Annotated in this window: 24 protein-coding genes and 4 tRNA genes; 13 read left to right on the plus strand and 15 right to left on the minus strand. The window is 60.8% G+C overall.

The annotated features are described in order from the left end of the window. Genes CAF79_RS08875 through yacG form a run of 4 tightly spaced genes read left to right on the plus strand, consistent with a single transcriptional unit; the run spans position 1 to position 2909 of the window. Positions 1 to 1218 carry a type II secretion system F family protein gene (locus CAF79_RS08875; RefSeq protein ID WP_085697508.1) on the plus strand — a complete coding sequence of 406 codons (1218 nt, stop codon included), beginning with the start codon at positions 1 to 3 and terminating at the stop codon, positions 1216 to 1218. 1 nt (position 1219) lies between these two features. Next, the gene (locus CAF79_RS08880; RefSeq protein WP_085697509.1) at positions 1220 to 2092 is read left to right on the plus strand and encodes an A24 family peptidase; all 873 of its coding nucleotides are present in this window, start codon (positions 1220 to 1222) and stop codon (positions 2090 to 2092) included. Beyond that, on the plus strand, positions 2089 to 2712 hold the full coding sequence (gene coaE / locus CAF79_RS08885) for a dephospho-CoA kinase (RefSeq protein ID WP_085697510.1): 624 nt from the start codon (positions 2089 to 2091) through the stop codon (positions 2710 to 2712). The genes CAF79_RS08880 and coaE overlap by 4 nt, the downstream gene beginning before the upstream one ends. Further along, entirely contained in the window at positions 2709 to 2909 is a 201-nt protein-coding gene (yacG, locus tag CAF79_RS08890) for a DNA gyrase inhibitor YacG (protein ID WP_085697511.1), read from the plus strand. The genes coaE and yacG overlap by 4 nt, the downstream gene beginning before the upstream one ends. A gap of 6 nt (positions 2910 to 2915) precedes the next feature. Here the strand turns inward: yacG and CAF79_RS08895 are convergent, their stop codons facing one another. From CAF79_RS08895 to CAF79_RS08905, 3 genes are all read right to left on the minus strand, one after another. Then, the gene (locus tag CAF79_RS08895) at positions 2916 to 3131 is read right to left on the minus strand and encodes a hypothetical protein (protein WP_007959584.1); all 216 of its coding nucleotides are present in this window, start codon (positions 3129 to 3131) and stop codon (positions 2916 to 2918) included. Positions 3132 to 3196: 65 nt separating this feature from the next. Then, positions 3197 to 3886, minus strand: a complete 690-nt coding sequence (locus CAF79_RS08900; protein WP_085697512.1) for an energy-coupling factor ABC transporter permease — start codon at positions 3884 to 3886, stop codon at positions 3197 to 3199. Beyond that, the gene (locus CAF79_RS08905) at positions 3883 to 4350 is read right to left on the minus strand and encodes an FAD/FMN-containing dehydrogenase (protein ID WP_085697513.1); all 468 of its coding nucleotides are present in this window, start codon (positions 4348 to 4350) and stop codon (positions 3883 to 3885) included. Before CAF79_RS08905 ends, CAF79_RS08900 begins: the two co-directional genes overlap by 4 nt. Positions 4351 to 4480: 130 nt before the next feature. On the opposite strand from CAF79_RS08905, the gene CAF79_RS08910 reads away from it, so the two are divergent. The 5 genes from CAF79_RS08910 to CAF79_RS08930 all read left to right on the plus strand — a co-directional run bounded on the left by CAF79_RS08910 (position 4481) and on the right by CAF79_RS08930 (position 7836). Further along, positions 4481 to 5107, plus strand: a complete 627-nt coding sequence (locus tag CAF79_RS08910; protein WP_007959580.1) for a DUF1780 domain-containing protein — start codon at positions 4481 to 4483, stop codon at positions 5105 to 5107. Continuing rightward, positions 5104 to 5631, plus strand: a complete 528-nt coding sequence (locus tag CAF79_RS08915; RefSeq protein WP_085697514.1) for an MOSC domain-containing protein — start codon at positions 5104 to 5106, stop codon at positions 5629 to 5631. Before CAF79_RS08910 ends, CAF79_RS08915 begins: the two co-directional genes overlap by 4 nt. A gap of 51 nt (positions 5632 to 5682) precedes the next feature. Next, positions 5683 to 5856, plus strand: coding sequence for a DUF3094 domain-containing protein (locus CAF79_RS08920; protein WP_007909875.1), 174 nt, complete (start codon positions 5683 to 5685; stop codon positions 5854 to 5856). A 63-nt stretch (positions 5857 to 5919) separates the two neighbouring features. After that, a complete protein-coding gene (locus CAF79_RS08925; RefSeq protein WP_085697515.1) occupies positions 5920 to 7218 on the plus strand; it encodes an NAD(P)/FAD-dependent oxidoreductase in 1299 nt (432 codons plus the stop codon). A 210-nt stretch (positions 7219 to 7428) separates the two neighbouring features. Continuing rightward, the gene (locus CAF79_RS08930) at positions 7429 to 7836 is read left to right on the plus strand and encodes a hypothetical protein (protein ID WP_007959573.1); all 408 of its coding nucleotides are present in this window, start codon (positions 7429 to 7431) and stop codon (positions 7834 to 7836) included. Between the two features lie 72 nt (positions 7837 to 7908). Here the strand turns inward: CAF79_RS08930 and CAF79_RS08935 are convergent, their stop codons facing one another. The 8 genes from CAF79_RS08935 to rluD all read right to left on the minus strand — a co-directional run bounded on the left by CAF79_RS08935 (position 7909) and on the right by rluD (position 14798). After that, positions 7909 to 9534 (minus strand): methyl-accepting chemotaxis protein, encoded by a 1626-nt coding sequence (locus CAF79_RS08935; protein ID WP_085697516.1) that lies wholly within the window; start codon positions 9532 to 9534, stop codon positions 7909 to 7911. Between the two features lie 159 nt (positions 9535 to 9693). Further along, a tRNA-Pro gene (locus CAF79_RS08940) sits at positions 9694 to 9770 on the minus strand. Between the two features lie 97 nt (positions 9771 to 9867). After that, a tRNA-Lys gene (locus tag CAF79_RS08945) sits at positions 9868 to 9943 on the minus strand. 5 nt (positions 9944 to 9948) lie between these two features. After that, positions 9949 to 10025, minus strand: a tRNA-Pro gene (locus tag CAF79_RS08950). A gap of 9 nt (positions 10026 to 10034) precedes the next feature. After that, positions 10035 to 10110: transfer RNA gene (locus CAF79_RS08955), tRNA-Asn, on the minus strand. 298 nt (positions 10111 to 10408) lie between these two features. Further along, on the minus strand, positions 10409 to 12973 hold the full coding sequence (clpB, locus tag CAF79_RS08960) for an ATP-dependent chaperone ClpB (RefSeq protein WP_085697517.1): 2565 nt from the start codon (positions 12971 to 12973) through the stop codon (positions 10409 to 10411). A 131-nt stretch (positions 12974 to 13104) separates the two neighbouring features. Next, on the minus strand, positions 13105 to 13839 hold the full coding sequence (gene pgeF / locus CAF79_RS08965) for a peptidoglycan editing factor PgeF (RefSeq protein WP_085697518.1): 735 nt from the start codon (positions 13837 to 13839) through the stop codon (positions 13105 to 13107). Continuing rightward, positions 13836 to 14798, minus strand: a complete 963-nt coding sequence (rluD, locus tag CAF79_RS08970; protein ID WP_011335991.1) for a 23S rRNA pseudouridine(1911/1915/1917) synthase RluD — start codon at positions 14796 to 14798, stop codon at positions 13836 to 13838. Before rluD ends, pgeF begins: the two co-directional genes overlap by 4 nt. Before the next feature lie 152 nt (positions 14799 to 14950). Here rluD and CAF79_RS08975 point away from each other — a divergent pair, with 152 nt between their 5' ends. From CAF79_RS08975 to CAF79_RS08990, 4 genes are all read left to right on the plus strand, one after another. Beyond that, positions 14951 to 15967: an outer membrane protein assembly factor BamD gene (locus tag CAF79_RS08975; RefSeq protein WP_085697519.1), complete on the plus strand. Its 1017-nt coding sequence runs from the start codon at positions 14951 to 14953 to the stop codon at positions 15965 to 15967. 125 nt (positions 15968 to 16092) lie between these two features. Continuing rightward, a complete protein-coding gene (locus CAF79_RS08980; protein ID WP_085697520.1) occupies positions 16093 to 16326 on the plus strand; it encodes a PP0621 family protein in 234 nt (77 codons plus the stop codon). Then, positions 16316 to 17905, plus strand: coding sequence for an ATP-binding protein (locus CAF79_RS08985; protein ID WP_085697521.1), 1590 nt, complete (start codon positions 16316 to 16318; stop codon positions 17903 to 17905). The genes CAF79_RS08980 and CAF79_RS08985 overlap by 11 nt, the downstream gene beginning before the upstream one ends. Further along, positions 17902 to 19248: a sigma-54 dependent transcriptional regulator gene (locus CAF79_RS08990; RefSeq protein WP_085697522.1), complete on the plus strand. Its 1347-nt coding sequence runs from the start codon at positions 17902 to 17904 to the stop codon at positions 19246 to 19248. The genes CAF79_RS08985 and CAF79_RS08990 overlap by 4 nt, the downstream gene beginning before the upstream one ends. A gap of 71 nt (positions 19249 to 19319) precedes the next feature. Here the strand turns inward: CAF79_RS08990 and thiO are convergent, their stop codons facing one another. From thiO to CAF79_RS09010, 4 genes are read right to left on the minus strand one after another with little or no spacing between them, the layout of a single operon-like run. After that, the gene (thiO, locus tag CAF79_RS08995; RefSeq protein WP_085697523.1) at positions 19320 to 20420 is read right to left on the minus strand and encodes a glycine oxidase ThiO; all 1101 of its coding nucleotides are present in this window, start codon (positions 20418 to 20420) and stop codon (positions 19320 to 19322) included. Positions 20421 to 20477: 57 nt separating this feature from the next. Then, the gene (locus CAF79_RS09000; RefSeq protein ID WP_039771691.1) at positions 20478 to 20879 is read right to left on the minus strand and encodes a type IV pilin protein; all 402 of its coding nucleotides are present in this window, start codon (positions 20877 to 20879) and stop codon (positions 20478 to 20480) included. Positions 20880 to 20894: 15 nt separating this feature from the next. After that, positions 20895 to 23987 (minus strand): pilus assembly protein, encoded by a 3093-nt coding sequence (locus tag CAF79_RS09005; RefSeq protein ID WP_085697524.1) that lies wholly within the window; start codon positions 23985 to 23987, stop codon positions 20895 to 20897. After that, positions 23974 to 24453, minus strand: a complete 480-nt coding sequence (locus CAF79_RS09010; protein WP_085697525.1) for a PilX N-terminal domain-containing pilus assembly protein — start codon at positions 24451 to 24453, stop codon at positions 23974 to 23976. Before CAF79_RS09010 ends, CAF79_RS09005 begins: the two co-directional genes overlap by 14 nt. Between the last annotated feature and the right edge of the window lie 8 nt (positions 24454 to 24461).

Below are 24461 nucleotides of genomic sequence, written 5' to 3' on the forward strand. Positions count from 1 at the left end.
ATGGCGGTCAAGGCAGCGAAAATCAGCGTCTACGCCTGGGAAGGCACGGACCGCAAAGGCAGCAAGGTGACCGGCGAGTTGAGCGGCCAGAACCCCGCACTGGTCAAGGCCCAATTGCGCAAGCAGGGCATCAACCCCGGCAAGGTGCGCAAGAAATCCGCCTCGCTGCTGAGCTTCGGCAAACGCATCAAGGCCCAGGACATTGCCCTGTTCACCCGGCAGATGGCGACCATGATGAAGGCCGGCGTACCACTGTTGCAGTCGTTCGACATCATTGGCGAAGGCTTCGAAAACCCGGCCATGCGCAAACTGGTGGACGAGGTGAAACAGGAGGTCGCCGCCGGTAACAGTTTTGCCGCCGCACTGCGCAGGAAGCCGCAACATTTCGACGAGTTGTACTGCAACCTGGTGGATGCCGGCGAGCAGTCCGGCGCCCTCGACACCCTGCTGGAACGGGTTGCGACCTACAAGGAAAAGAGCGAAAGCCTCAAGGCCAAGATCAAGAAGGCCATGACCTACCCCACGGCCGTAGTGCTGGTGGCGGCGGTGGTCACCGGGATTCTGCTGATCAAGGTGGTGCCTCAGTTTCAGTCGGTGTTCTCCGGCTTCGGTGCCGAACTGCCGGCGTTCACGCTGATGGTCATCAGCCTGTCCGAATTCATGCAGCAATGGTGGTGGGCGATTCTCGGTTTGCTGGTGGCCGGTTTTTTCGGCACCCGCCATGCCCTGAAAAAATCCCAGGCCTTGCGCGACCGGCGCGACGCCTGGTTTCTCAAGCTGCCGCTGGTGGGCACCCTGATGTACAAGTCCGCCGTGGCGCGGTTCGCCCGGACCCTGTCGACCACCTTCGCTGCCGGCGTGCCGTTGGTGGAAGCGCTGGATTCGGTGGCCGGGGCCACCGGCAACGTGGTGTTCAAGCGCGCCGTGCTGCGCATCCGCCAGGACGTTTCCACCGGCATGCAACTGAATTTCTCGATGCGCGCCACCGGCATCTTTCCGAACATGGCGGTGCAGATGACCGCCATCGGCGAGGAATCCGGCGCACTGGACGAGATGCTCGACAAGGTCGCGGGTTTCTATGAGGACGAAGTGGACAATATGGTCGACAACCTCACCAGCCTGATGGAGCCCTTCATCATGGTGGTGCTGGGGGTGATCGTCGGCGGTCTGGTGGTGGCGATGTACCTGCCGATCTTCCAACTCGGCTCAGCGATCTGACATGCCTATCGACGAACTCTTCAGTCTGTATCCGCTGGCCTTTGTTTTCACCGCCTTGCTGCTCGGGCTGGTGGTCGGCAGTTTTCTCAACGTGTTGGTCTGGCGCCTGCCAAAAATGCTTGAACGCGAATGGCGCCAGCAGGCTCACGATGTTCTGGGACTGCCCGGTGAAACGTCGTTGCCCACCTACAATCTGATGCTGCCGCACTCGCAATGCCCCCATTGCGGCCACCGGATCCGCGCATGGGAAAACATTCCTGTATTGAGTTACGTGTTCCTGCGCGGGCGCTGCGCGAGTTGCAGCACACCGATCAGCAAGCGTTACCCGCTGACCGAACTGGCCTGCGGCCTGCTCTCGGCATTCATCGCCTGGCACCTGGATTTCGGCTGGCCGGCGTGCCTGCTGATCGTGCTGACCTGGGGCCTGTTGGCCATGAGCCTGATCGATATCGAGCACCAGTTGCTGCCTGACGTACTGGTGCTGCCACTGCTGTGGCTGGGGCTGATCGTCAACAGCTTCGAGCTGTTCGTATCGCTGCACGACGCACTCTGGGGGGCGGTGCTGGGCTATATGGCGCTGTGGTCGGTGTTCTGGCTGTTCAAGCTGATTACCGGCAAGGACGGCATCGGCCACGGCGATTTCAAGTTGCTGGCACTGCTCGGAGCGTGGGGCGGCTGGCAGATTCTGCCGCTGACCATCCTCCTGTCCTCACTGGTGGGCGCCGTGCTCGGGGTGATTTTGCTCAAACTGCGCGACCAGAAAACCTCGACCCCGATCCCCTTCGGCCCGTATCTGGCAATTGCCGGCTGGATTGCCTTGCTCTGGGGTGGTCAAATAACCGGCTTCTATTGGCAGTTTGTCGGTTTGAAATGAATAGCCCTGTGGAAAAACCCTGGATTCTCGGCCTGACCGGTGGCATCGGCAGCGGCAAAAGCGCCGCCGCCCAGCACTTCATCGATCTTGGTGTTCACGTGGTGGACGCCGATCACGCGGCGCGCTGGGTGGTCGAACCGGGCCGCCCGGCGTTGGCGAAGATCGCCGAGCACTTCGGCCCGGAGGTGTTGCAGGCCGACGGCACGCTGGATCGTGCGGCCCTGCGCAAATTGATTTTTGAAGTGCCGGAGCAACGACGCTGGCTCGAAGCCCTGCTGCATCCGCTGATCGCCGAAGAAATCGCCCATCATCTGGCGCAGGCACAATCGCCTTACGCGATTCTGGTCTCGCCGCTGCTGATCGAATCCGGGCAATACGCGATGACCCAGCGAATCCTGGTCATCGACGCCCCGCAACAATTGCAGATCGAACGGACCTTGCAGCGTGACCAGACCAGCGAACAGCAGGTCCAGGCGATCCTCAAGGCCCAATTGAGCCGCGAAGACCGCGTCAGCCGTGCCGATGACGTGGTGGTCAACGACCGCGACCTCGCCTGGCTGCACAGCGAGGTCGAGCGCCTGCATCACTTTTACCTGACTTTATCCGGAGGCCAATCATGAGCCAGATCCCAACCGTCAACTGCCCGACTTGCGGCGCGCCCGTGGAATTCACCCCGCAAAACCAATACCGTCCGTTCTGCTCGGACCGCTGCAAGCTGATCGACCTCGGCGCCTGGGCGTCGGAAGAACACAAGATTCCGGTGGCCCCGGATGCCGAGGACGAACTGTTTTCCGGCGATTTCGACCCGCGTCACTGATCCCGTTCAGGGCCGCATGAAGCCATAGTCCTGATCGTCGTCGAGGTTTTCCGCCAGAAAACGCAACTCGTCGGCCAGGTCTTCGGCGTTACGCACCGCCTTGCTCTGCTGCACCACCGCACTGAGCAAGGCGCGCAGGCTCAGGCCCGGATCGAACCCCACCTCCTGCGCCATCTCCAGACTCTGCCGGGTTTCCTGCCTCGCCCACTCGTACACGCTCATGCCGCTGCTCCTGAAGGAATTTGGCCGAGCATGAAATGCCGCGCACCGGGTGGATTTGATGTGGATCAAGACTTGGGATCGCCGTCCTTCCAGGGCGCCGAAAGGTAGCGGGTGCGGTTGAAGGTCTCCAGCCATTCCGGGCAGAACACCACCAGCGCGCTGACCACCATGCCGTTGATGAAGGCTTCGGGAAAAATCAGCAACCACAGGTAACCGATGAAGTCTTCCAGCCATTCGGGCATCGCAAACAGGCCGTCGTACCAGAGCAGCGTCAGGCTCAGCGACAGACAGAACAACGCCGACAGCGCGGCGGCGAAAAAGCCGGAACAAAAGATGTACACGAACGGATTGCGCGGCTGGGCGCGCTCGACCAGGATCGCCACGCATTCGGTAATCAACACCGGGAGCAGGATCAGCAAGGCACCGTTGACCCCGACGGCCACCAGATCCTGACGCCCCAACAGCACCAGCCCCAGCTGCGCCACCAGTGCCCCGACGATTGCCAGCGGCCAGTCCAGCAGCAGCGTCACTGCCGTCATGCCAATGAAGTGGTAAGACACGCCGGTATCGAAATCCCTGCGCACCAGCCACAGCAGAAACAACGCGAACACCGTACCGAACAGCAAATGCTGACGTCGGTTGTCACTGAACAACTCGACCCACGGTGCGCGTGCAATCGCCCAGAGCAGCACCGGCAGGTAAATCAGCCATCCCAGCAGTAGGCTCGCAGACGACAGCAGCTCCGCGCCGATCATGGGCGAGCCTGCTCCAGTGCCTCACGCAGTTCAGCCGCCTGGGTGTATTCATGCCGGGCCAGCAAGCGTCCGTCCTTGAGTTGCAACCAGAGCACCGCGCCTTCAGCCCCGGGGTAGCGCGAGGCCACGCGACTTTCGCGATCAAGCAACACTCGATAGCTGTAGTCACGCATGGCCGGAACGGCGAACATCTTCGCGATCAGCGCCGGCATGCGCTGGATATCGGCGACAAACACCGCATGCCGCGCTTCCAGATAGCCCTTGGGCTGATCGGCCATGGCTTGCTTGAGCAGTTTCGCGCCGTCCATGTCCCGCGCCACCAACAGCGTCGTAGTGCGGTTATCGAGGGTAAACGGCTGATCGTACTGATCCAGCAACGTCCAGGGTGCCAGTCGCTCGCCGATTTCCAGCGCATGGGCCCACAACGGAACGACAGCGAACAACAACAGCCAGCGAAATTTCACATTCAGCCCCTTTCATTCGACGTTGATAAACGGAGCCATCAGTCTACACCGCCCCTACCGACTGCCCACTGATGCACTTTGCTGCGCGAACGCTTTCTGCTTGTCGCAATTGAACGCTAAGCTTGGGCCTATGGATGACTCAGATTATTTACGCCTGCTGACCATCGCGGCCGAGCAAGCCAACGCTTTCCTGTCCAATGCCCGCAAATGGGAGCGTGAGCGTTGGGTCTGCCAGCGCCTGCTGCAAGGCTTGAACATTCCCTATCGCGCCGACGAGTTCGCGCCTGCCGGGGAACCGCCGGACGTTTTGTTTCGCGACGCCAACTTCGAGGTATTTTTCGTCCTCGATGAGGGCCGTCGGCTCAACGACGAATGGCGCGATGAGCTGCAACGTCGGCGCAGTGCGTTTTCCCTCAGCCAACTGGTGCGGCGTGAAGCCAAGCCGCGGCGGATTCCGGCCAATGAATTTCTGCTGAGACTGGCGCCGACCTTGCGCAAGAAAGCGCACAACTACAAGGAACGCGGCATGGACCTGGGCGAGCTGGACATCATTGCCTTCGCCAGCCTCAAACGCGAAGTGCTCGACCTGAACAGCCACTTTCCGCCGCCCACCGAATATTTGCGTCAGGGCTGGCGCTCGCTGTCGCTGGTCGGGCCGACGTTTGCCCGGGTGCTGTTCGCCCACCCCGATGCCCCGGATTTTCTGCGCGGTAACCTGGGGCGCAGCATCGTGTTCGATGTCGGGATCAGCCTGTGACGCCACTTCAACAATTGATTGCCGATGTCCCGCAGACCGGTTGCGTGCGCTGGATTGGCGTGCGCCCCGAGTCACGGGGGCCGATGCTCGCACTCGATGCGGTGGAGGCGCGGCTTGAGGCCGGGCTCACCGGCGACCACGCTCGGCCCGGGGTGCGAAATGCGCGGCAGGTGACGCTGATTCAGTGGGAACACCTGGCCGTGATCAGTGCCTTGATGGGGCGGTCGGCCGAACAGCCGGTCATGCCTGAAGATCTGCGGCGCAATCTCGTTATAAGCGGGATCAACCTGTTCAGCCTCAAGGGGCGGCGCTTTCGCATCGGTCAGGCGATTTTCGAAACCACGGGCTGGTGCCAGCCGTGCGCGCGCCTGCAGAACAACCTCGGCCCGGGAACGTTCCAGGCCGTGCGCGGGCATGGCGGAATCACCGCGCGAGTGTTACAAAGCGGGATCATTCGCCTCGGGGACGGTGTGTCTGTCGAACCGGTTCCGGACAGTGGCTATGCTGCGTTCAATCCCGGTTGAAAACCGCTGTAGCGTGTTCTCATTCAGTAACGTCTACCTGACGAGGCCTTTATGACCAGCCGCCTGAACCCCGAAGACCAGAAGCATGTCGAAGAGTACCTGCAGTTGTCCCAACACCGTGTCGAGCGCCGGCCATTCCGGCCATGGATGCTCCTGGTGCTGGTGCTGGCAGTGACCATTGGTCTGGGCCTGTTGAGCCGATTTATCAGTTACCTGACGCTATGAGCAGCATCGCGCTCGCTCGGGTAACCGCACCGATTTCCTTTAAAAACCTTGCGAGCTATCCCCATGTCCCATCGTATTGTCATTGTCGGCGGCGGCGCCGGCGGTCTGGAGTTGGCTACCCGTCTGGGTAAGACTCTGGGCAAACGCGGCACTGCCAGCATCATGCTGGTCGACGCGAACCTCACGCACATCTGGAAACCGCTGCTGCACGAAGTGGCCGCCGGATCGCTGAACTCTTCCGAAGACGAACTCAACTATGTCGCCCAGGCCAAATGGAACCACTTCGAGTTCCAGCTGGGGCGCATGAGCGGGCTTGACCGTGAGCTGAAGAAGATCCAGCTCGCTGCCACGTACGACGAAAACGGCGTGGAACTGGTACCGGCGCGGGAAGTGCCGTATGACTCGCTGGTGATTTCGGTCGGCAGCACCACCAACGATTTCGGCACCCAGGGCGCTGCGCAGCACTGCCTGTTCCTCGACACCCGCAAACAGGCCGAGCGTTTCCATCAGCAACTGCTCAATCACTATCTGCGTGCCCACGCCGGGCAGACCGATACGGTCCAGCAGATCAGCGTGGCCATCGTCGGCGCGGGCGCCACGGGCGTCGAACTGGCGGCCGAACTGCACAACGCTGCCCATGAACTGGCGGCTTACGGTCTGGACCGAATCAAACCGGAAAACATGCACATCACCCTGATCGAAGCCGGGCCACGGGTGCTGCCAGCCCTGCCTGAGCGCATCAGCGGGCCGGTACACAAGACTCTGGAGAAACTCGGGGTCAACGTGATGACCAACGCGTCGGTCAGTCAGGTCACCGCCGACAGCCTGATCACCGCCGATGGCAACGAGATCAAGGCCAGTCTGAAAGTCTGGGCCGCCGGGATCCGCGCACCGGGTTTCCTCAAGGACATCGACGGCCTGGAAACCAACCGCATCAATCAGCTGCAAGTGCTGCCGACACTGCAAACCACCCGTGACGAAAACATTTTCGCCTTCGGTGACTGCGCCGCCTGTCCGCAACCAGGCTCGGATCGCAACGTTCCGCCACGGGCCCAGGCTGCGCATCAACAGGCGTCGCTGTTGGCCAAATCGCTGAAACTGCGCATCGAAGGCAAGACCCTGCCGGAGTATAAGTACACCGACTACGGCTCGCTGATTTCACTGTCGCGTTTTTCGGCTGTGGGTAACTTGATGGGCAACCTGACCGGCAGCGTAATGCTCGAAGGCTGGCTGGCGCGGATGTTTTACGTGTCGCTGTACCGCATGCACCAGATGGCGCTGTACGGGCCGTTCCGCACGGCGATGCTGATGCTGGGCAGCAAGATCGGACGCGGCACCGAGCCGCGCCTGAAGCTGCACTGATGTAAAAACACCGCGGGGGCTGACTCGCTCCCGCGGTGTTTTGTCTTTTACTGTATCTGCCCCCGCTTTCCCCACCTTCGCTTACAAACGCCCCGCTCCTCGACACAGACGCGATACACCGCCATCGCCTAATGGCCACACCCGAGCACACCTGCTCCGGCTTGATCGCCCTTAACGTGTGGTTGCGCTGTGCAACCGAAGGAGAATGCAATGTCCCGTACTTCGAAAATCGGCAAAAACTCCCTTGGCCTGGTCGGTGCCGTACTGGCCGGCGGCCTGATGCTGTCCGGCTCGGTGTTCGCTGCGCAACCGCTGGCTCAGGGCTACATGGTCGCCTCGGCCGAGACCTCGGTGAAAACCCCGGAAGGCAAATGCGGTGAAGGCAAATGCGGCGATGCGTCGATGGCCAAGACCGACACCGATGGCGACGGCAAGGTTTCGCGCGCCGAGTTCCTGAAAGTCGCGCCGAAGTCCGACTTCGACAAGATCGACACCAACCACGACGGCTTCATCGACGAGCAAGAGGCGTACAACAACGTCAAAGCCAACTTCGAAGCCAATGGCAAGAAAATGCCGAAAGGTCTGTTCGAACATCTGAAAGACCAGGACGGCGCCTGATTTTTCAAGCGCCCGACAAATCAAAGCCGCGCTTTCTCTGACGAGAAGCGCGGCTTTTTCACACCTGCATGATTACAACTGGAAGCGTCGCACCATGCCCTGCAACGCATTGGCCAGTTGCGACAGCTCATGGCTCGACGCGTTGGTTTGATCGGCGCCAGCCGCCGAACGCACCGACAGATCGCGAATGTTCACCAGATTGCGGTCCACTTCCCGCGCCACCTGCGCCTGTTCTTCAGCGGCGCTGGCGATCACCAGATTGCGCTCGTGGATTTCGTGTACCGACGCGGTGATCGTCTGCAACGCTTGACCGGCCCGCTCGGCCAGCACCAGCGTGGTGGCAGCGCGCGAGGCACTGGCCTGCATTGACTCCAGCGCCAGGCTCGAGCCATTGCGCATGCCCTGCACCATCTGCTCGATTTCCTGGGTCGATTGCTGAGTGCGATAAGCCAGCGCCCGGACTTCGTCGGCGACCACCGCAAACCCGCGCCCGCTCTCCCCGGCCCGCGCTGCTTCGATGGCGGCGTTGAGCGCCAGCAGGTTGGTCTGTTCGGCGATCGCCCGGATCACGTCCAGCACTTTGCCGATGTCCTGAGACTGATTGGCCAGTGATTGCACCAGCTCGCCAGTGTGTTCGACTTCGCTGGCCAAGGCGTTGATGGCGCCAGCAGTTTCACTGACCCGCTCCTGACCCAACTGCGCCGATTCGCTGGACTGACGGGTGGCGTCGGAGGTCGACACCGCATTGCGGGCAACTTCCTCGACCGCCGTGGTCATCTCGTTGACGGCGGTGGCGGCCTGTTCGATTTCGTTGTTCTGCTGTTGCAACCCTTGCGTGCTGTCATGGGTGACCGCGCTCAGTTCGTCGGAAGCTGTCGCCAATTGCGTGGCCGAACCGCTGATGCCCTGCAGGGTTTCGCGCAGGTTCTGCTGCATGGTCGCCAACGCCTTGAGCAGACGGCTGACTTCATCGTTACCGTGGGTTTCGATCGGACGGGTCAGATCGCCTCTGGCGACGTGTTCAGCAGCGTCGACAGCGGAGCTCAGGGGGCGAACGATACTGCGGGTGAGCAACATGGCCAGGGCGACGGTGGCCAATGCCGCCAGAGCGATGAATAAGCTCACGATGGTGCGCGAGGTTTCGTAGTGGGCGGCAGAATTCTGGCTTTCGGCAGCGACCTGCCGGGTGAACAGGTCTGCCAGGTCATTAAGTTGTTTGCCGGAGCCGTCGACCACGGTTTTCATGTCGACCAGCAGCAACTTGGTCAGCTCATCGCGCTTGCCTTGCTCGGCCAGCGTGAACGACTGGGCGATCCCGGTGCGGTAAGCGGCGAAGGTTTTCTTGAACTGATCGTATAACTGCTGGCCTTCCGGAGTAGTCACCAGTCGGTCGTAAGCGGCGATTTTCTCGCTCAGTTCCTTGTCGCGGGTATCCATCTGGCTGCGGTACGTGGCGATGTTGGCCGGATCCTGATCCAGCGCCATGCGCAGGGAAATGGTGCGAATGCGCAACATGATCTCGCGAATCTCGTCGCCCCCACGAATGCTCGGCAGCCACTGCGTCTCCACTGCCACTTCGCTGTCGCGGATGCTCGACATCTGCCCCAGCGCAAACACCCCGAGCAACGCCACCAGCACCGCGATCAGGGCAAAGCCCAGGGCGGCACGGGGAGCAATATTCAACTGACGAAGCAACATGACGAACGCCCTTTTTCTTGTATTGGCCGGATTCAAGGGACGATCAATGGCAGCCCCCTTCAGTTAGCGGGCTATCGGCAAGTTGTACGATGACTTGAATGAAACATTTCCGGAGGCCAAAAAAAATCCCCGTATCTTTCGATACGAGGATTTTCAATATGGTCGGGGTAGGGGGATTCGAACTCCCGACATCCTGCTCCCAAAGCAGGCGCGCTACCGGACTGCGCTATACCCCGGTAAAAAAAAGGCGACCTTTCAAAGATCGCCTTCTTCGATCAGCGCTTTTGGCCTCTGATCTTAAGATTCGATCCCAGCGCAAACTGGTTTCAAAAATGGTGGGTCGTGTGGGATTCGAACCTACGACCAATTGGTTAAAAGCCAACTGCTCTACCAACTGAGCTAACGACCCAAAAATGGTCGGGGTAAGGGGATTCGAACTCCTGACATCCTGCTCCCAAAGCAGGCGCGCTACCGGACTGCGCTATACCCCGGTTTGAAATTGGCTCCGTGACCAGGACTCGAACCTGGGACCCAATGATTAACAGTCATTTGCTCTACCGACTGAGCTATCACGGAACTACATATTTCAATTTACAACGATGAAACTTGCAGCTTCTCGACATCGTTTTCGCATCGCTGCGTTCGTGTGTCTGAGGCGCGCTATTCTACAACCTAGAACACCTCTGTCAACCCCCTAAATTGCTTTCAAGTTAATGATTTGCAACTTATTTCAGATTTCTGCCCAGTGAGCTGAAACCGTGTTGGTGACTGACTGCGGGGCGCACTTTACAAGCCTTTTCCTTTGAGTTCAACAGCCTGGCGAAAAAAAAGGCCTCGCAGTGCGAGGCCTTACTTACTTCACCACCGGCAGGTGTCAGTTGAACGTGATCTCGTCGTTCTCCACGACGCCGGTCGCGGTCTCCCCTGGCATGAAGCGTCCCGACAGAATCAACTGCGCCAACGGGTTCTCGATCCAGCGCTGGATCGCCCGCTTCAGCGGCCGTGCGCCATAGACCGGGTCGTAACCGACCGCAATCAGCTTGTCCATCGCTTCCGGGCTCAGCTCCAGCTTCAGCTCGCGCTCGGCCAAACGACTGCGCAGACGGCCCAGCTGAATCTCGGTAATGCCCGCGATCTGATCCCGCGCCAATGGCTCGAAGATCACCACTTCGTCGACCCGGTTGATGAACTCCGGACGGAAGTGGGTGGAAATCGCATCCATCACTGCTGCCCGTTGTGCTTCACGATCGCCGACCAGTTCCTGAATCTGCATCGAACCGAGGTTGGAGGTCATGACGATCACGGTATTGCGGAAATCCACCGTACGACCGTGACTGTCGGTCAGACGACCATCCTCCAGCACTTGCAGCAGGATGTTGAACACATCCGGGTGCGCCTTCTCGACTTCGTCCAGCAGGATCACCGAGTAAGGCTTGCGCCGTACCGCTTCGGTCAGATAACCGCCCTCTTCGTAACCGACGTAGCCCGGTGGTGCACCGATCAGCCGCGCCACGGAATGTTTCTCCATGAACTCGGACATGTCGATCCGTACCATCGCCTCTTCAGTGTCGAAGAGGAATTCGGCCAGCGCCTTGCACAGCTCGGTTTTACCGACACCGGTCGGGCCGAGGAACATGAACGAGCCGCTCGGGCGGTTCGGGTCGGACAACCCGGCACGGGAACGCCGCACCGCGTTGGCCACCGCGACCACCGCTTCGTCCTGGCCGATCACGCGTTGGTGCAACAGGCTTTCCATCTTCATCAGCTTGTCGCGCTCGCCTTCAAGCATTTTCGACACGGGAATACCGGTCCACTTCGAAACGACTTCGGCGATTTCCTCTTCGGTCACCTTGCTGCGCAGCAACTGGTTCTCGCTCTTGCCGTGCTGGTCGACCATCTGCAGGCTGCGTTCCAGATCCGGGATCACCCCGTACTGCAACTCCGCCATGCGGTTCAGGTCGCCTTTGCGGCGCGCGGCTTCCAGTTCCTGACGGGCCTGTTCGATCTTCTGCTGAATCTGTGCAGAACCTTGTACCTCGGCTTTTTCCGAGTTCCAGATTTCTTCCAGATCCGAGTACTCACGCTCGTGGCGATCGATTTCTTCCTGAAGTTTCTCCAGACGTTTCTTCGCCGCGTCGTCGCTTTCTTTCTTCAGGGCCTGGGATTCCACCTTCAGCTGAATCAGGCGCCGCTCCAGACGATCCAGCACTTCCGGCTTGGAGTCGATCTCCATGCGGATGCGGCTGGCCGCTTCGTCGATCAGGTCGATCGCCTTGTCCGGCAACTGCCGGTCAGTGATGTAGCGATGGCTGAGCCTGGCTGCAGCAATGATCGCACCGTCGGTGATCGCCACTTTGTGGTGAACCTCGTAACGCTCCTTAAGGCCACGCAGGATCGCGATGGTGTCTTCTTCGCTCGGCTCGTCCACCAGCACTTTCTGGAAGCGTCGTTCGAGGGCTGCGTCCTTCTCTATATATTGGCGGTACTCGTTGAGCGTGGTCGCGCCGACGCAATGCAGCTCGCCACGGGCCAGGGCCGGTTTGAGCATATTGCCGGCATCCATCGAGCCTTCGCCCTTGCCGGCGCCGACCATGGTGTGCAGTTCGTCGATGAACAGAATGATCTGCCCTTCCTGCTTCGACAGCTCGTTGAGCAGCGCTTTCAGGCGTTCTTCAAACTCGCCGCGATACTTGGCACCGGCAATCAGCGCACCCATATCCAGGGACAGCAGACGCTTGCCGCGCAGACCATCCGGCACTTCGCCGTTGATGATGCGCTGGGCCAGACCTTCGGCAATCGCGGTTTTACCCACGCCAGGTTCGCCGATCAGCACCGGGTTGTTCTTGGTGCGGCGTTGCAGAACCTGAATGGTGCGGCGGATCTCGTCGTCACGGCCGATCACCGGGTCAAGCTTGCCTTCCTCGGCGCGCTTGGTCAGGTCGACGGTGTACTTGTCCAGCGCCTGACGCGACTCTTCGTGGTTGGCGTCATTGACCGCTTCGCCACCGCGCAGGTTGTTGATTGCATTCTCCAGCGCTTTTTTGCTCACGCCCTGGCCGAGCAGCAACTTGCCGAGCTTGCTGTTCTCGTCCATCGCGGCGAGCAGCACCAGCTCGCTGGAAATGAACTGGTCGCCCTTCTGCTGAGCCAGGCGATCGGCCTGGTTGAGCAGGCGCGCCAAGTCTTGCGACATGTTGACGTCGCCGGTCGGATTCTGGATTTTCGGTAATTGATCAAGCTCTTTGGTCAGCTCTTTACGCAAGCTGTTGACGTCGAAGCCCACCTGCATCAACAGGGGTTTGATCGAACCACCCTGCTGTTCCAGCATTGCTTGCATCAAATGTGTCGGCTCAATGGCCGGATGATCGTGGCCGACAGCCAGGGATTGGGCATCGGACAACGCCAACTGTAACTTGCTGGTTAAACGGTCTATACGCATGGGTCACCTTCCTTTTGAGCAGGCCGGACCTAAAAAACCATCCTGAATAAAGAAACCTGCCAGATACCGCTATAGATGCGGTCGATTCTGGAAGATTCAAGCGCCAGGGAGTTGATGCAGATCAGACAAGCTTAGCGGGCGTCGGGCGACTCGAGCCAAACGAGGGAGGCGAAGCGACCAGTGCGCGATGCACGGCGATAAGAGAAGAAGCGCGGATCGGTCACGGTACAGAAACCGCCGCCATAAACAGCAGTGACACCGCGAACCGCCAGACGCAGCCGCGCCAGCTTATAGATGTCAGCCATGAACTTGCCGGCGTTGTGGCTCGGGACAAAGGCTGTTTCGGCTTCAGGCAATTGATTGATGAAGACTTCCCGGACTTCCGGGCCGACTTCGAAGGCTTGCGGGCCGATGGCCGGGCCGAGCCAGACCAGAATGTCCTCAGCGGCAACATCCAGACTGTCCAGTGTGGCTTCCAGCACGCCAGCCGCCAAACCACGCCAGCCCGCGTGCGCCGCCGCCACGCGAGTACCGGCACGATTGCAGAAAAGCGCCGGCAGGCAATCGGCAGTCATCGCTGCACAAGCGATGCCGGGTGTTGCGGTCCAGCTGGCATCCGCCGTTGCCACCACGGACGGATCCGCATGCGCCACGGCAATCCCGTGCACTTGCTGCAACCAGGCAGGCTTTATGGAGAAGTGTTCGGTCAGGCGCCGACGGTTTTCGGCGACGGCCTCCGGGCGGTCATCGACGTGATCGCCCAGGTTGAGGCTGTCGAACGGCGCCTCGCTGACGCCGCCCTCGCGGGTGGTGACACAGGCCTTGACGCTGGCCGGCGCAGGCCAGTCCGGCGTCAGCCAGTTCATCCGACGAATGCCTCGCGATCCTGCTTGAGCAGGGTCAGCAACCACACCAGATCTTCCGGAAGCGGCGATTCCCAGCTCATGCGTTCACCGGTGGTCGGGTGATCCAGCTCGAGGAACCGCGCGTGCAGGGCCTGACGCGGGAAGTGCTTTAGGGATTCGACCATGGTCTGGCTCGCGGCCGGCGGAATGCGGAAACGACCGCCGTACGCCGGATCGCCGACCAGCGGGAAGTTAATGTGTGCCATATGTACGCGAATCTGGTGAGTGCGACCGGTTTCCAGCTTCACCCGTACATGGGTGTGGGAACGGAAGCGCTCCAGCACGCGGTAGTGGCTGACGGCAGGCTTGCCACCTTCCATCACCGCCATGCGCTGACGCTGCTGGCCGTGGCGGCCGATCGGGGCGTTGATCTTGCCGCCGGCGGTGACCACGCCGATCACGATGCACTCGTAGATCCGGCTGACGCTGCGGCTTTGCAGCTGGGCGACCAGTTTGGTCTGCGCCTGAATGGTCTTGGCCACCACCATCAGACCGGTGGTGTCCTTGTCCAGACGATGCACGATACCGGCGCGCGGGACATTGATGATGTCCGGCACGTGGTGCAGCAAGGCGTTGAGCAAGGTGCCATCAGCGTGACCGGCGGCCGGGTGCACCACCAGGCCGGCAGGCTTGTTGATCACCAGAATGTCGTCGTCTTCATAGACGATGTCGAGTTCGATGTCCTGGGCGACCCATTCACCCTGGGCCTCCTGCTCGGCAGTCAGCTCAAGGATGGCACCGCCATGAACGATGTCGCGCGGGCGGATGACCGCCCCGTCCACAGTCAGGCGACCTTCTTTGATCCAGGCGGAAAGGCGCGAGCGCGAGTGCTCGGCGAAGAGTTGGGCGGCGACTTGATCGAGGCGTTGGCCGCCCAATTCGGACGGCACCTCTGCGCGAAGTTCAATTTTATCGGACATGCTCGGACTGGGCGTCGGCTACAGCCTTTGGTTTCGGCTGCGCGCTTGTGGTTAAATACGGCGTCTTTTGCCCCGGGGCTTTTCAACGGGGCGCTCATCATAACAGGACGGCCCCGCCCAAGACAGCGGCCGTCATAGGGACGCAAGCCGCCATGCAAGTGAAACACCTGCTGCTGATCGCCATCCTCGCATTGACCGCTGCTTGCTCATCGAAGGAAGTCGTAGACGAAAACCTGAGTGAAGCCGAGCTGTACCAGCAGGCTCAACAGGACCTGGATAACAACAGCTACACCAGCGCCACAGCCAAGCTGAAGGCCCTGGAGTCGCGTTATCCGTTCGGTCGCTATGCCGATCAGGCGCAGTTGGAGCTGATCTACGCCAACTACAAGAACGCCGAGCCGGAAGCTGCAAAGTCCGCTGCCGAGCGTTTCATTCGTCTGCATCCGCAGCACCCGAACGTGGATTACGCCTACTACCTGAAGGGCCTGACTTCGTTCGACCAGGACGTCGGCCTGCTGGCGCGCTTCCTGCCGCTGGACATGACCAAGCGTGACCCGGGTGCCGCTCGTGACTCCTACAACGAGTTCGCCCAGCTGACCAGCCGCTACCCGAACAGCCGCTACGCGCCGGACGCCAAGCAGCGCATGATCTACCTGCGCAACCTGCTGGCCGCCTACGAAATCCATGTGGCCGACTACTACCTGACCCGTCAGGCTTATGTCGCCGCTGCCAACCGTGGTCGTTATGTAGTGGAAAACTTCCAGGAAACCCCATCGGTCGGTGACGGCCTGGCGGTGATGACCGAAGCCTATCAGCGTCTGCATCTGGACGAACTGGCGGCCACCAGCCTGGAAACCCTGAAGCTCAACTACCCGAACCATCCGAGCCTGCAGGACGGCCAGTTCGTACCTCGCGTTGCCGAAGCAGACAACCGCTCGTTCCTGAGCAAGGCCACGCTGGGCCTGATCGAATCCCGTCCGCCGCTGCCGCCGGGAGAAACCCGCGCCAACCAGGACGTGCAGAAACAGTTCCAGGATGCGAAAGACGCGATCCCGAACGAGCTCAAGCCGAAAGACGAAAACGGCGACGTGATCGAAGAGCCGGAACCGGAGTCGAGCGACAGCGATCGTTCCATCTTCAGCTACCTGACCTTCGGTCTGTTCGACTGATCACGTCGGTGATGCCAAAAAGGGAGATCTTCGGATCTCCCTTTTTATTGCGGCGTGTGATTGGGCTGTGCGCTCGTCGGGTCCTTGGCTAAACTGCCGAATCATTAGCCGAAAAGCCGCCCATCATGCTTCGTTTACTGTTCTGGATTGCCTTGATCGCCGCCGCTGTCTGGTTGTGGCGCAAATTCAATTCCCCCGCCTCGTCCGCCCGATCACCTCGCGAACAGGATGCCGCGCCGATGGTGCGTTGCGCCCATTGCGGCGTGCACCTGCCCCGCGACCGCGCGCTGAATCTTCAACAACAGTGGTATTGCAGCCAGGCTCACCTTGAGCAAGGCCCAGGCTCCAGTGAGCGCTGAGGCCGACAACGCCGACAGCAAACAGGCCCAGCGACTGCTGCGCCTCTATCATCTGTACCGTTTGAGTGTCGGCATCACCCTGGTGTTGCTGATCTCCAGCAACATGGACAACCGCCTGCTGAACTCGACCAACGACGAGTGGCTGCGCAATGGCAGCTGGTTGTACCTGGTGCTGAACATCCTGCTGGTGGTGTTCCTCGAGAACATCCGCCGCCCCGCCCAGTTGTTCGGCCTGGCACTGGTCGACATCCTGCTGCTGTGTGGCGTGTTCTATGCGGCCGGCGGCGTGGCCAGCGCGATCGGCAACCTGCTGATCGTCTCGGTGGCCATCAGCAACACCTTGCTGCGACGACGTATCGGTTTGCTGATCGCCGCCATCGCCACCCTCGGCATCGTCGGGCTCAGCTTTCTGCTGAGTTTCAGCCATCCCCTGAGCGCCAACGATTATCTCCAGGCCGGCACACTCGGCGCCCTGTGCTTCGCAGCGTCATTGCTGGTGCAAGGATTGATGCGCCGTCTGGAGGTCAGCGAGAACCTGGCCGAGCAGCGCGCCAGCGAAGTCGTTGGGCTCGAAACCCTCAACGCGCTGATCCTGCAACGCATGCGCACCGGCATTCTGGTGCTCGACGAACAGCGCCGGGTGCAACTGGCCAACCACAGCGCCAAGACCCTGCTGGGCCAGACACACCTTGAAGGCGAGTTGATCGACGAGCACTCGAGCGCATTGGTCGAGCGCCTGCAACTGTGGCTGAACAACCCGACGCTGCGCCCGCAAAGCCTGAAGATCGGCGGCAACGGTGTGGAGCTGCAACCGAGCTTCATTGCCCTGGAACAGAGTCCGAACCGCCAGACCCTGGTATTTCTCGAAGACCTCGCACAGATCGCCCAGCAGGCCCAGCAATTGAAACTCGCCGCGCTGGGCCGGCTGACCGCCGGTATCGCCCATGAAATCCGCAATCCGCTGGGGGCCATCAGTCATGCCGCGCAGCTGTTGCGGGAGTCCGAGGAACTCGACGGCGCGGATCGGCGTCTGACGCAGATCATTCAAGACCACTCCCAACGCATGAACCGAGTCATCGAAAACGTCCTGCAACTGTCCCGCCGCCAGCAGAGCGCACCGCAACGGCTGGATCTCAAGCCGTGGCTGGAGCAGTTCGTCAACGAGAGCCGCGAACAGGCCGGCGAGCGCCAGCACATTCACCTGCACATCGGTCCGGGGGACTTTCGCACGCTGATGGATCCTGGCCAGCTCACACAGATTCTCGACAATCTGTTACGCAACGGCTGGCGCCATAGCGCCCTTTTGCACGATCCGGCCGAGGTCTGGCTGACGCTGCTGATCGACCCCGAAAGCACGCTGGCCGTGCTCGAGGTGCAGGACAATGGCCCTGGCGTGCCGCTGGATCAGCAGGCTCACCTGTTCGAACCGTTTTTTACCACCAGCAGCCAGGGCACCGGCCTTGGGCTTTATCTGTCCCGTGAGCTGTGCGAAAGCAATCAAGCGCGCCTAGACTTCAAATCACGCCAAGGCGGCGGCTGCTTTCGCATCACCTTTGCTCACGGACGGAAACAAAGTTGAACACGAGCCCACGGCAAAAAATCCTCATCGTCGACGACGAGCCGGATATCCGCGAACTCCTGGAAATCACCCTGGGACGGATGAAACTCGACACCTTCAGCGCACGCAATCTCGCAGAAGCTCAGGCGCTGCTGCATCGCGAAACCTTCGCTCTGTGCCTGACCGACATGCGCCTGCCCGACGGCACCGGCCTGGAGCTGGTGCAGCACATTCAGCAACGTTATCCACAACTGCCGGTCGCGATGATCACCGCCTACGGCAGCCTGGAAACGGCGATCAACGCTCTGAAGGCCGGGGCCTTCGACTTCCTGACCAAACCGGTGGACCTGACGCGCCTGCGCGAGCTGGTCGGCTCGGCGTTGCGCATGCCGGCGCCGGGCAATGTCTGCACTTCGATCGACCGGCGGTTGCTTGGCGACTCACCGCCGATGCGCAACTTGCGCAAACAGATCGACAAACTGGCCCGCAGCCAGGCACCGGTCTATATCAGCGGCGAGTCCGGCAGCGGCAAGGAGCTGGTGGCCCGTCTGATTCATGAACAGGGCCCGCGCGCCAGCCAGCCGTTTGTGCCGGTGAACTGTGGGGCGATTCCTTCAGAGTTGATGGAAAGCGAATTTTTCGGCCATCGCAAAGGCAGTTTCAGCGGCGCAGTGGAGGATAAACCGGGGCTGTTCCAGGCGGCCCATGGCGGCACGCTGTTTCTCGATGAAGTGGCGGATCTGCCGCTGCCGATGCAGGTCAAGCTGCTGCGGGCGATCCAGGAAAAAGCCGTGCGCAGCGTCGGCGGCCAGCAGGAAACCGTGGTCGATGTGCGCATCCTCTGTGCGACGCACAAGGACCTCGACGCGGAAGTGGCTGCCGAGCGTTTTCGTCAGGACCTGTATTACCGGCTGAACGTGATCGAGTTGCGTGTACCGTCTCTGCGCGAGCGTCGCGAGGACATCGAAGCGCTGGCCGGCCATATGCTCAAGCGCCTGGCCAGTGGCACCGGGCAACCGGCGGCACGGCTCCATCCTCATGCCCTTGAAGCGCTGAAAAACTACCGTTTCCCTGGCAACGTGAGGGAACTGGAGAACGTGCTTGAGCGGGCGCACACCCTGTGTGAAAACCGCATGATCGAGGCCGAAGATCTACGTCTGATCGAAGGCAACGGCACCGCCGAAGGCGGTATTGCCGATCTCACCCAGATCGACAACCTCGAAGACTATCTTGAGAGCGTAGAGCGCAAACTGATTTTGCAGGCGCTGGAGGAAACCCGCTGGAATCGCACGGCGGCGGCGCAGCGGTTGAGTCTGTCGTTTCGGTCGATGCGCTACAGGCTCAAGAAGCTGGGCCTGGACTGAAGCCCGCTCCCACAGGTGTGGGAGCGGGTTTGCCCGCGAAGGCGATTATCAGTCGCCGGAAGAAAAACCGACTAGATCCGTCCGGCCGGTGCATACGGCGCTGGATCAATGATCGGCGCACGGCCCAGCATTACGTCGGCAAACAACTGACAGGACGCCGGCGCCAGCACCAGCCCATTGCGGTAATGCCCGCAGTTCAGCCACAGACCGTCAAACCCCGGAACCCGGCCAATGTATGGAATCCCTTCGGGTGAACCCGGTCGCAGCCCGGCCCAATGCCCCACCACTTCAGCCTCCACCAGCGCCGGCAACAACTCGACTGCCGATACCTTTAGGCTTTCCAGCGCGTTGTCAGTCGGGGTCTTGTCGAAGCCTTCGTGCTCCAGCGTGCTGCCGATCAGAATGTGTCCGTCACGGCGCGGAATCGCGTAGCGCCCCTTGGCCAGCACCATGCTCGGCAGGAAATCCGCCGCACACTTGTAGAGAATCATCTGGCCCTTGACCGGCTCCACTGGCAGCGAAAGATTCAGAGTCTTGAGCAATTCGCCGCTCCACGCGCCCGCCGTCAACACGATCTGATCGCCAGCGATCACACCGGTGGAAGTCTGCACGCCCACCACCCGTTCGCCTTCACGGACAAACCCGCTGACTTCGCACTGCTCGTGAATCGTTACATTCGGCAGCGCCTGCAACGCCGCTTTCAAAGACTTCACCAGTCGTGGATTGCGCACGTTGGCCACATCGGCCATATAGATCGCCCGGGAAAAACCACCACCGAGCACCGGCACCGCATCATGCGCCGCCGAGATATCCACAGCCCGCAACGGGCGGTTTTCCCGCGCAGCCCACGCCAACGCTTCGGCTTCGTCATCCAGATCCAGCCAGTACAGGCCGGTGGTGTGCACTTCGGGATCGACCCCGGTATCGGCAAAAAGTCGCTCGCCCAGCTGTGGATAAAAATCCTGCGACCAGTGCGCCAGTGCGGTGACGGCCGGGCTGTAGCGCCACGGGTACAGCGGAGACACGATACCGCCGCCGGCCCAGGACGATTCCTGGCCGACGTTCGAACGATCCAGCAGCACCACGCTGCCGACCTCGGAGGCGAGGTTGTACGCAGTGAGCAGGCCAATCACCCCGCCACCGACAATCACCACTTGCTGTTGCCTGGTCATGTTTGATCCAACCGTAAAAAAGACAGTGGGCGCAAAAGGCGCCCGAAATAATGCGGCTCAGCGGCCCCAGCAATCCTTGGTGGTCAGCCCGGTGGTCGCGTTGTTCATGCTTCTGACGCCAGTGTTGGTGAGGGTGAAATCCCCGCACTTGTCAGTGGCCATCGCCGTGCCGGTCTTGCGGGTCGCCGTCAGCAGGAAGGTCTGATCGGTGATCGTCGGCGTGATGGTGTAGAAATCGTTGCCGGTGCTCAACCCGGTGACACCGGTGTAGACGTTGTTCTTCGAATAGAAGCGCTCGAGGATCTGTGCCTGTTCCGACAAGTTGCTGACCACGTCGGCGCGGCGGCCCTTCTTCACATATTCGGTGAGGCTCGGATAGCCGATGGTGATGACGATACCGATGATCGCAATCACGATCATGATTTCGATCAGGGTGAAACCTCGGTTGGATCTGCGCATGCCTCGAACTCTCACTTACTGTATTTGTCGCCACATTATGCGACGGCTGCCGCCGCCGCCCTTTTCCACCAGGGTGGTGATGCCGCCACTGGAGTCGGTCTCGATCTTGCGTGTTGCACCGTTGACGATGGCGTTCAGGGTCGGGATACCGCCGGTGAACACCACGCCACTGGAGATCGTGTCGTTGCTGTCGACCACGCCATCGGCGTTGGTGTCGAGCACGGCGTAGTTGAGCATCTTACCGCTGAACGCATCGAGTTCGATCAGTTTGCCGGTACCGAAACTGGAACACGGGTCAGTGGTATCGACACTGGCCGTGGTGAACACAATACGCCCAAGCACCAGACTGGCCTGATTGATCACCCGTTCGCCGGTCAATGCGTTGTTGTACACCAGTGGCAGGTACCAGCCCTTCTCCGCCGGATAAGTCGTGTCGTTCTGGCTGGTGGTGACAAACTGCCCGGAACTGCCGGAGAACACGCCGGTAATCGCCTGAGCCTGCAAACTGCTGACCGTGATCTGGCCCGATCCGCCATCGGCATCCCACACCGAATAGAACGCCTGCAAATCCTTGTTGGTCTTGTCGGCGGTTTCGTTGAATTTACCGGTGCCGACGAAAATCTGTTTGCCGCCCAGAGCGTTGTCCGCCAGCAACGGCTGCGCGGTGATCGGCTGAGTTGCCCCGCCGGCCGTGGTGAACAGCGGCTTGCCGGAAAACGCCACGCCCCAACTGTCGGAAGCAGTGGCGCTCAGGTCGAACTTCCACAACCGTCCCTTCAAGTCACCGCCATACGCGGCTTGCACCACGTTCTGCGAATTGACCCGCAGCTTCACCGAGGACAAGCCATTGTTGGTTTCCGTACTGTCGATGACGATTTTCCTGATCAGCGAACCATCGCGAACATCCAGCACATACAGCGCCGCCACCCCGGAGTTGCTGCCGTAACCGTTGGCAATGAACGCCGCCCAGCGACCATCGGCCAAGCGTGCCACTTCCGGACGGGCATAGGCGTAACCCAGATCATTGAAAGCGTTGGAAGTGCTGGCGGCTGCCGGCGCGCTGACCTCCCACAAGGCGCGGATCACGTTGCCCGCCGAGGCGTCGAACAGCTGAAGCCCGTAGAAAGTCTTGCCACCGGCACCCGTACCGCCTATGGCCAGGGTTTTCCAGACCGTGCCGAATTGGGCATCGAATACACCGAGCTGACCATCCACCAGAAACTTGTGGCTGACGCCGTTGACGTAGTTCGGATCGGCAATCAGACGCAACGAGGGCAATACGCTGGACGGCATGTAGGCATAGCGCCGGGTACCGTTGGCCGAGTTGATGACGCTGACAAAACCGTCGTTAGCGTTCACCACCAGGCTGGCGTTCATGTTCGCAGCCTTGGTGGTCAGATAGGTGCTGTAGGTGGTGTCGCCGGCCAGATCGGAAGCGGTTTTTTCCGTGGGCGAAGCCAGTACAAGTGGCGAGTTGATGATGTCCCCAAGCAACACACTGCGCACTTTGAGCCCGGTCTTGTTGGTGCCCTTGCTCCATTCGACCAGGTCGATACCGCTGATGCCGGTGGGCAAACCCTGACTGAGAACAGTCTGCTGGGCCGGGGAGAAGTTGCCATAGGCCAGCGTTATCGCCGTGTTGCTCAGGGAATTCCACGACTGGTAGGTCGGCGCGGTGGCGCCAGGCACGATGGCGGTATCGGTGGTCCACTGCACGGCCGAGGTATTGACCGCCCCGGCGGAGGTAAAGCCAAACGACTTGATCGTGCCGCGCCAATCCTTCGGGTCATAGGTGGTCTGGTAAAAACTGCTGCTACTGGTCAGCGTGGTGCCGCTGGTCACACCCGCACCGCCGGAACCCGCCTTGGAGGTGATATCACTCAACGCCGAAGACAATGCGGCATTCAAACCGGCGCTGTCGGTCGCCTGGTAGTAGCGGCCCTGTCCGTAATCGGCGGCGTCCGAGAGCATGTCGTTGGAAGCGGTAAAACCCACGGTGTAGGTATTCATGTACTGCCGGGGAAAATCCACCGCATTCCAGCTCTTGCCCGCCGCGTCGGTTCCGGAGAAACGCATATCGATGTCGAAGGCGAACTTGGCGATATCGTCCAGATACAGCGTATCGCCCTCCCCGTCCCCGTTCAGATTGTTCCCGTCATTGTTGATGCCGTCCCAGTTCGGCAGGCGACTGCCGCCGAGCGGGTCGTTGCTCGGAAAGGTGCGGTCGTAAGTCGGCAGGCCGTCGGTGATAACCACCCCGTAGTTTTTCTGGCAGCGGTACTGGATCGGGCTGGTGTAAGTGCTCGGCGTGCTGTTGTAGTACGGCGCCATCCCGCGCATGTAGCGGGTGATTTCGTAATAGGTCTCGGCCAGAGGCGTGTTGGCCACCGCGTTCAGGCCGTTGATCGAGGAAATCAGTGCGTTGTAGTTGGTGTCAGCCTGAGCCTGGGTCACGCTACCGCTGACCGGTGACAGGTCGCTGATGGAGCGCGCAATGAAACCTCCATTGCCGGGGTTGTTGCTGGTGGCCGGGTTGAAGGTCGCCAGCCCCATGCGCAGGTTGCGGTTGCTGGTGACCAGTGCAGTGGAAACATTGCGCGCCACGTTGATCCGGTAATCGTTGGGAATCGCCCCGGTGGTGAAGTCGCGCGTGCCGTTGCTGATCGCCAGCCCGACCACATAGGAAATGTAATCGGCCGAATAGCGGGTGTTGCCGCTGCCTACCGGATCCGGCAATTTCAGGCAGAGTGGCGTCAGGCTGTTGTTGTAGAAGGCATAGGCGCCGCCGGAGCAGCCGGAGGTCGGCAGGCTCGACAGGAAGATCGTATCGCCGGTGATGGCAGTTGAGCTCAGGCACAGGCCGATGACCGCGTTGCACTGCCGGGCTGCCGTGCGATCCACGGTCGGATCAAAACCCGTCGCATAGATGATGCTGTTCATGCTGCCCGAGTCGTCGATCATCAACATCACGTTCGGCGGCACAGCCGCCGCGCTCAACAGCGGCGAATCGGACGGTGTAAAGGCATACGCCGGTGCAGTCAGATAAAGCCCGGTCAGCATGCCGAGCAACAGCGACAGCCATTTGAAGCGTCGCTCAGTACTTCGCATAGACACTCTCCACCACACTGCGCGAAGTGCCGGCGATGCCGACGGCCGTGACCCGGTACAAGGTCGCCGAAGTGTTGCTCGGCACGTTTACCGCCGTCAGGGTCGTGCCGATGTTCTGTACTCCGTAAAACCCGCTGCCGGCGGCGATCCAGGTCACGCCCGACGTGGAGTTGAGCCCCGCCGCACTGACCACCGAGGATTCCGCCGGTGGCGCACATTGGGTGGTGCTGGCGCACACTGCCAGCGTGTAGCCGTCCAGTTGCACCGCACTTTCGCCGATGCGCAGCGCCGCCTCGGCAGTCTGGAACGATTGATTGCGCAGGCTTACGCTGCCGGCCATTTTTTCCTGCAGGTTGGCACTCTGCATCGATGACAGGCCGATCACCGTCAGGAGCAGCAGAAACACCAGGCTGACCAGCAACACCATGCCGTCCTGGGACCGTCGCCGATGGAGAGAAACGTTCATCGCTCGCC

This window comes from Pseudomonas sp. B26(2017) (assembly GCF_002113045.1).
Lineage (GTDB): Bacteria > Pseudomonadota > Gammaproteobacteria > Pseudomonadales > Pseudomonadaceae > Aquipseudomonas.

Coding starts and splice junctions, on each gene's coding strand:
- CAF79_RS08875 (WP_085697508.1), top strand. CDS start 1: ATGGCGGTCAAGGCAGCGAAAATCAGCGTCTACGCCTGGGAAGGCACG.
- CAF79_RS08880 (WP_085697509.1), top strand. CDS start 1,220: ATGCCTATCGACGAACTCTTCAGTCTGTATCCGCTGGCCTTTGTTTTC.
- coaE (WP_085697510.1), top strand. CDS start 2,089: ATGAATAGCCCTGTGGAAAAACCCTGGATTCTCGGCCTGACCGGTGGC.
- yacG (WP_085697511.1), top strand. CDS start 2,709: ATGAGCCAGATCCCAACCGTCAACTGCCCGACTTGCGGCGCGCCCGTG.
- CAF79_RS08895 (WP_007959584.1), bottom strand. CDS start 3,131: ATGAGCGTGTACGAGTGGGCGAGGCAGGAAACCCGGCAGAGTCTGGAG.
- CAF79_RS08900 (WP_085697512.1), bottom strand. CDS start 3,886: ATGATCGGCGCGGAGCTGCTGTCGTCTGCGAGCCTACTGCTGGGATGG.
- CAF79_RS08910 (WP_007959580.1), top strand. CDS start 4,481: ATGGATGACTCAGATTATTTACGCCTGCTGACCATCGCGGCCGAGCAA.
- CAF79_RS08920 (WP_007909875.1), top strand. CDS start 5,683: ATGACCAGCCGCCTGAACCCCGAAGACCAGAAGCATGTCGAAGAGTAC.
- CAF79_RS08925 (WP_085697515.1), top strand. CDS start 5,920: ATGTCCCATCGTATTGTCATTGTCGGCGGCGGCGCCGGCGGTCTGGAG.
- CAF79_RS08930 (WP_007959573.1), top strand. CDS start 7,429: ATGTCCCGTACTTCGAAAATCGGCAAAAACTCCCTTGGCCTGGTCGGT.
- CAF79_RS08935 (WP_085697516.1), bottom strand. CDS start 9,534: ATGTTGCTTCGTCAGTTGAATATTGCTCCCCGTGCCGCCCTGGGCTTT.
- clpB (WP_085697517.1), bottom strand. CDS start 12,973: ATGCGTATAGACCGTTTAACCAGCAAGTTACAGTTGGCGTTGTCCGAT.
- pgeF (WP_085697518.1), bottom strand. CDS start 13,839: ATGAACTGGCTGACGCCGGACTGGCCTGCGCCGGCCAGCGTCAAGGCC.
- rluD (WP_011335991.1), bottom strand. CDS start 14,798: ATGTCCGATAAAATTGAACTTCGCGCAGAGGTGCCGTCCGAATTGGGC.
- CAF79_RS08975 (WP_085697519.1), top strand. CDS start 14,951: ATGCAAGTGAAACACCTGCTGCTGATCGCCATCCTCGCATTGACCGCT.
- CAF79_RS08980 (WP_085697520.1), top strand. CDS start 16,093: ATGCTTCGTTTACTGTTCTGGATTGCCTTGATCGCCGCCGCTGTCTGG.
- thiO (WP_085697523.1), bottom strand. CDS start 20,420: ATGACCAGGCAACAGCAAGTGGTGATTGTCGGTGGCGGGGTGATTGGC.
- CAF79_RS09000 (WP_039771691.1), bottom strand. CDS start 20,879: ATGCGCAGATCCAACCGAGGTTTCACCCTGATCGAAATCATGATCGTG.
- CAF79_RS09005 (WP_085697524.1), bottom strand. CDS start 23,987: ATGCGAAGTACTGAGCGACGCTTCAAATGGCTGTCGCTGTTGCTCGGC.
- CAF79_RS09010 (WP_085697525.1), bottom strand. CDS start 24,453: ATGAACGTTTCTCTCCATCGGCGACGGTCCCAGGACGGCATGGTGTTG.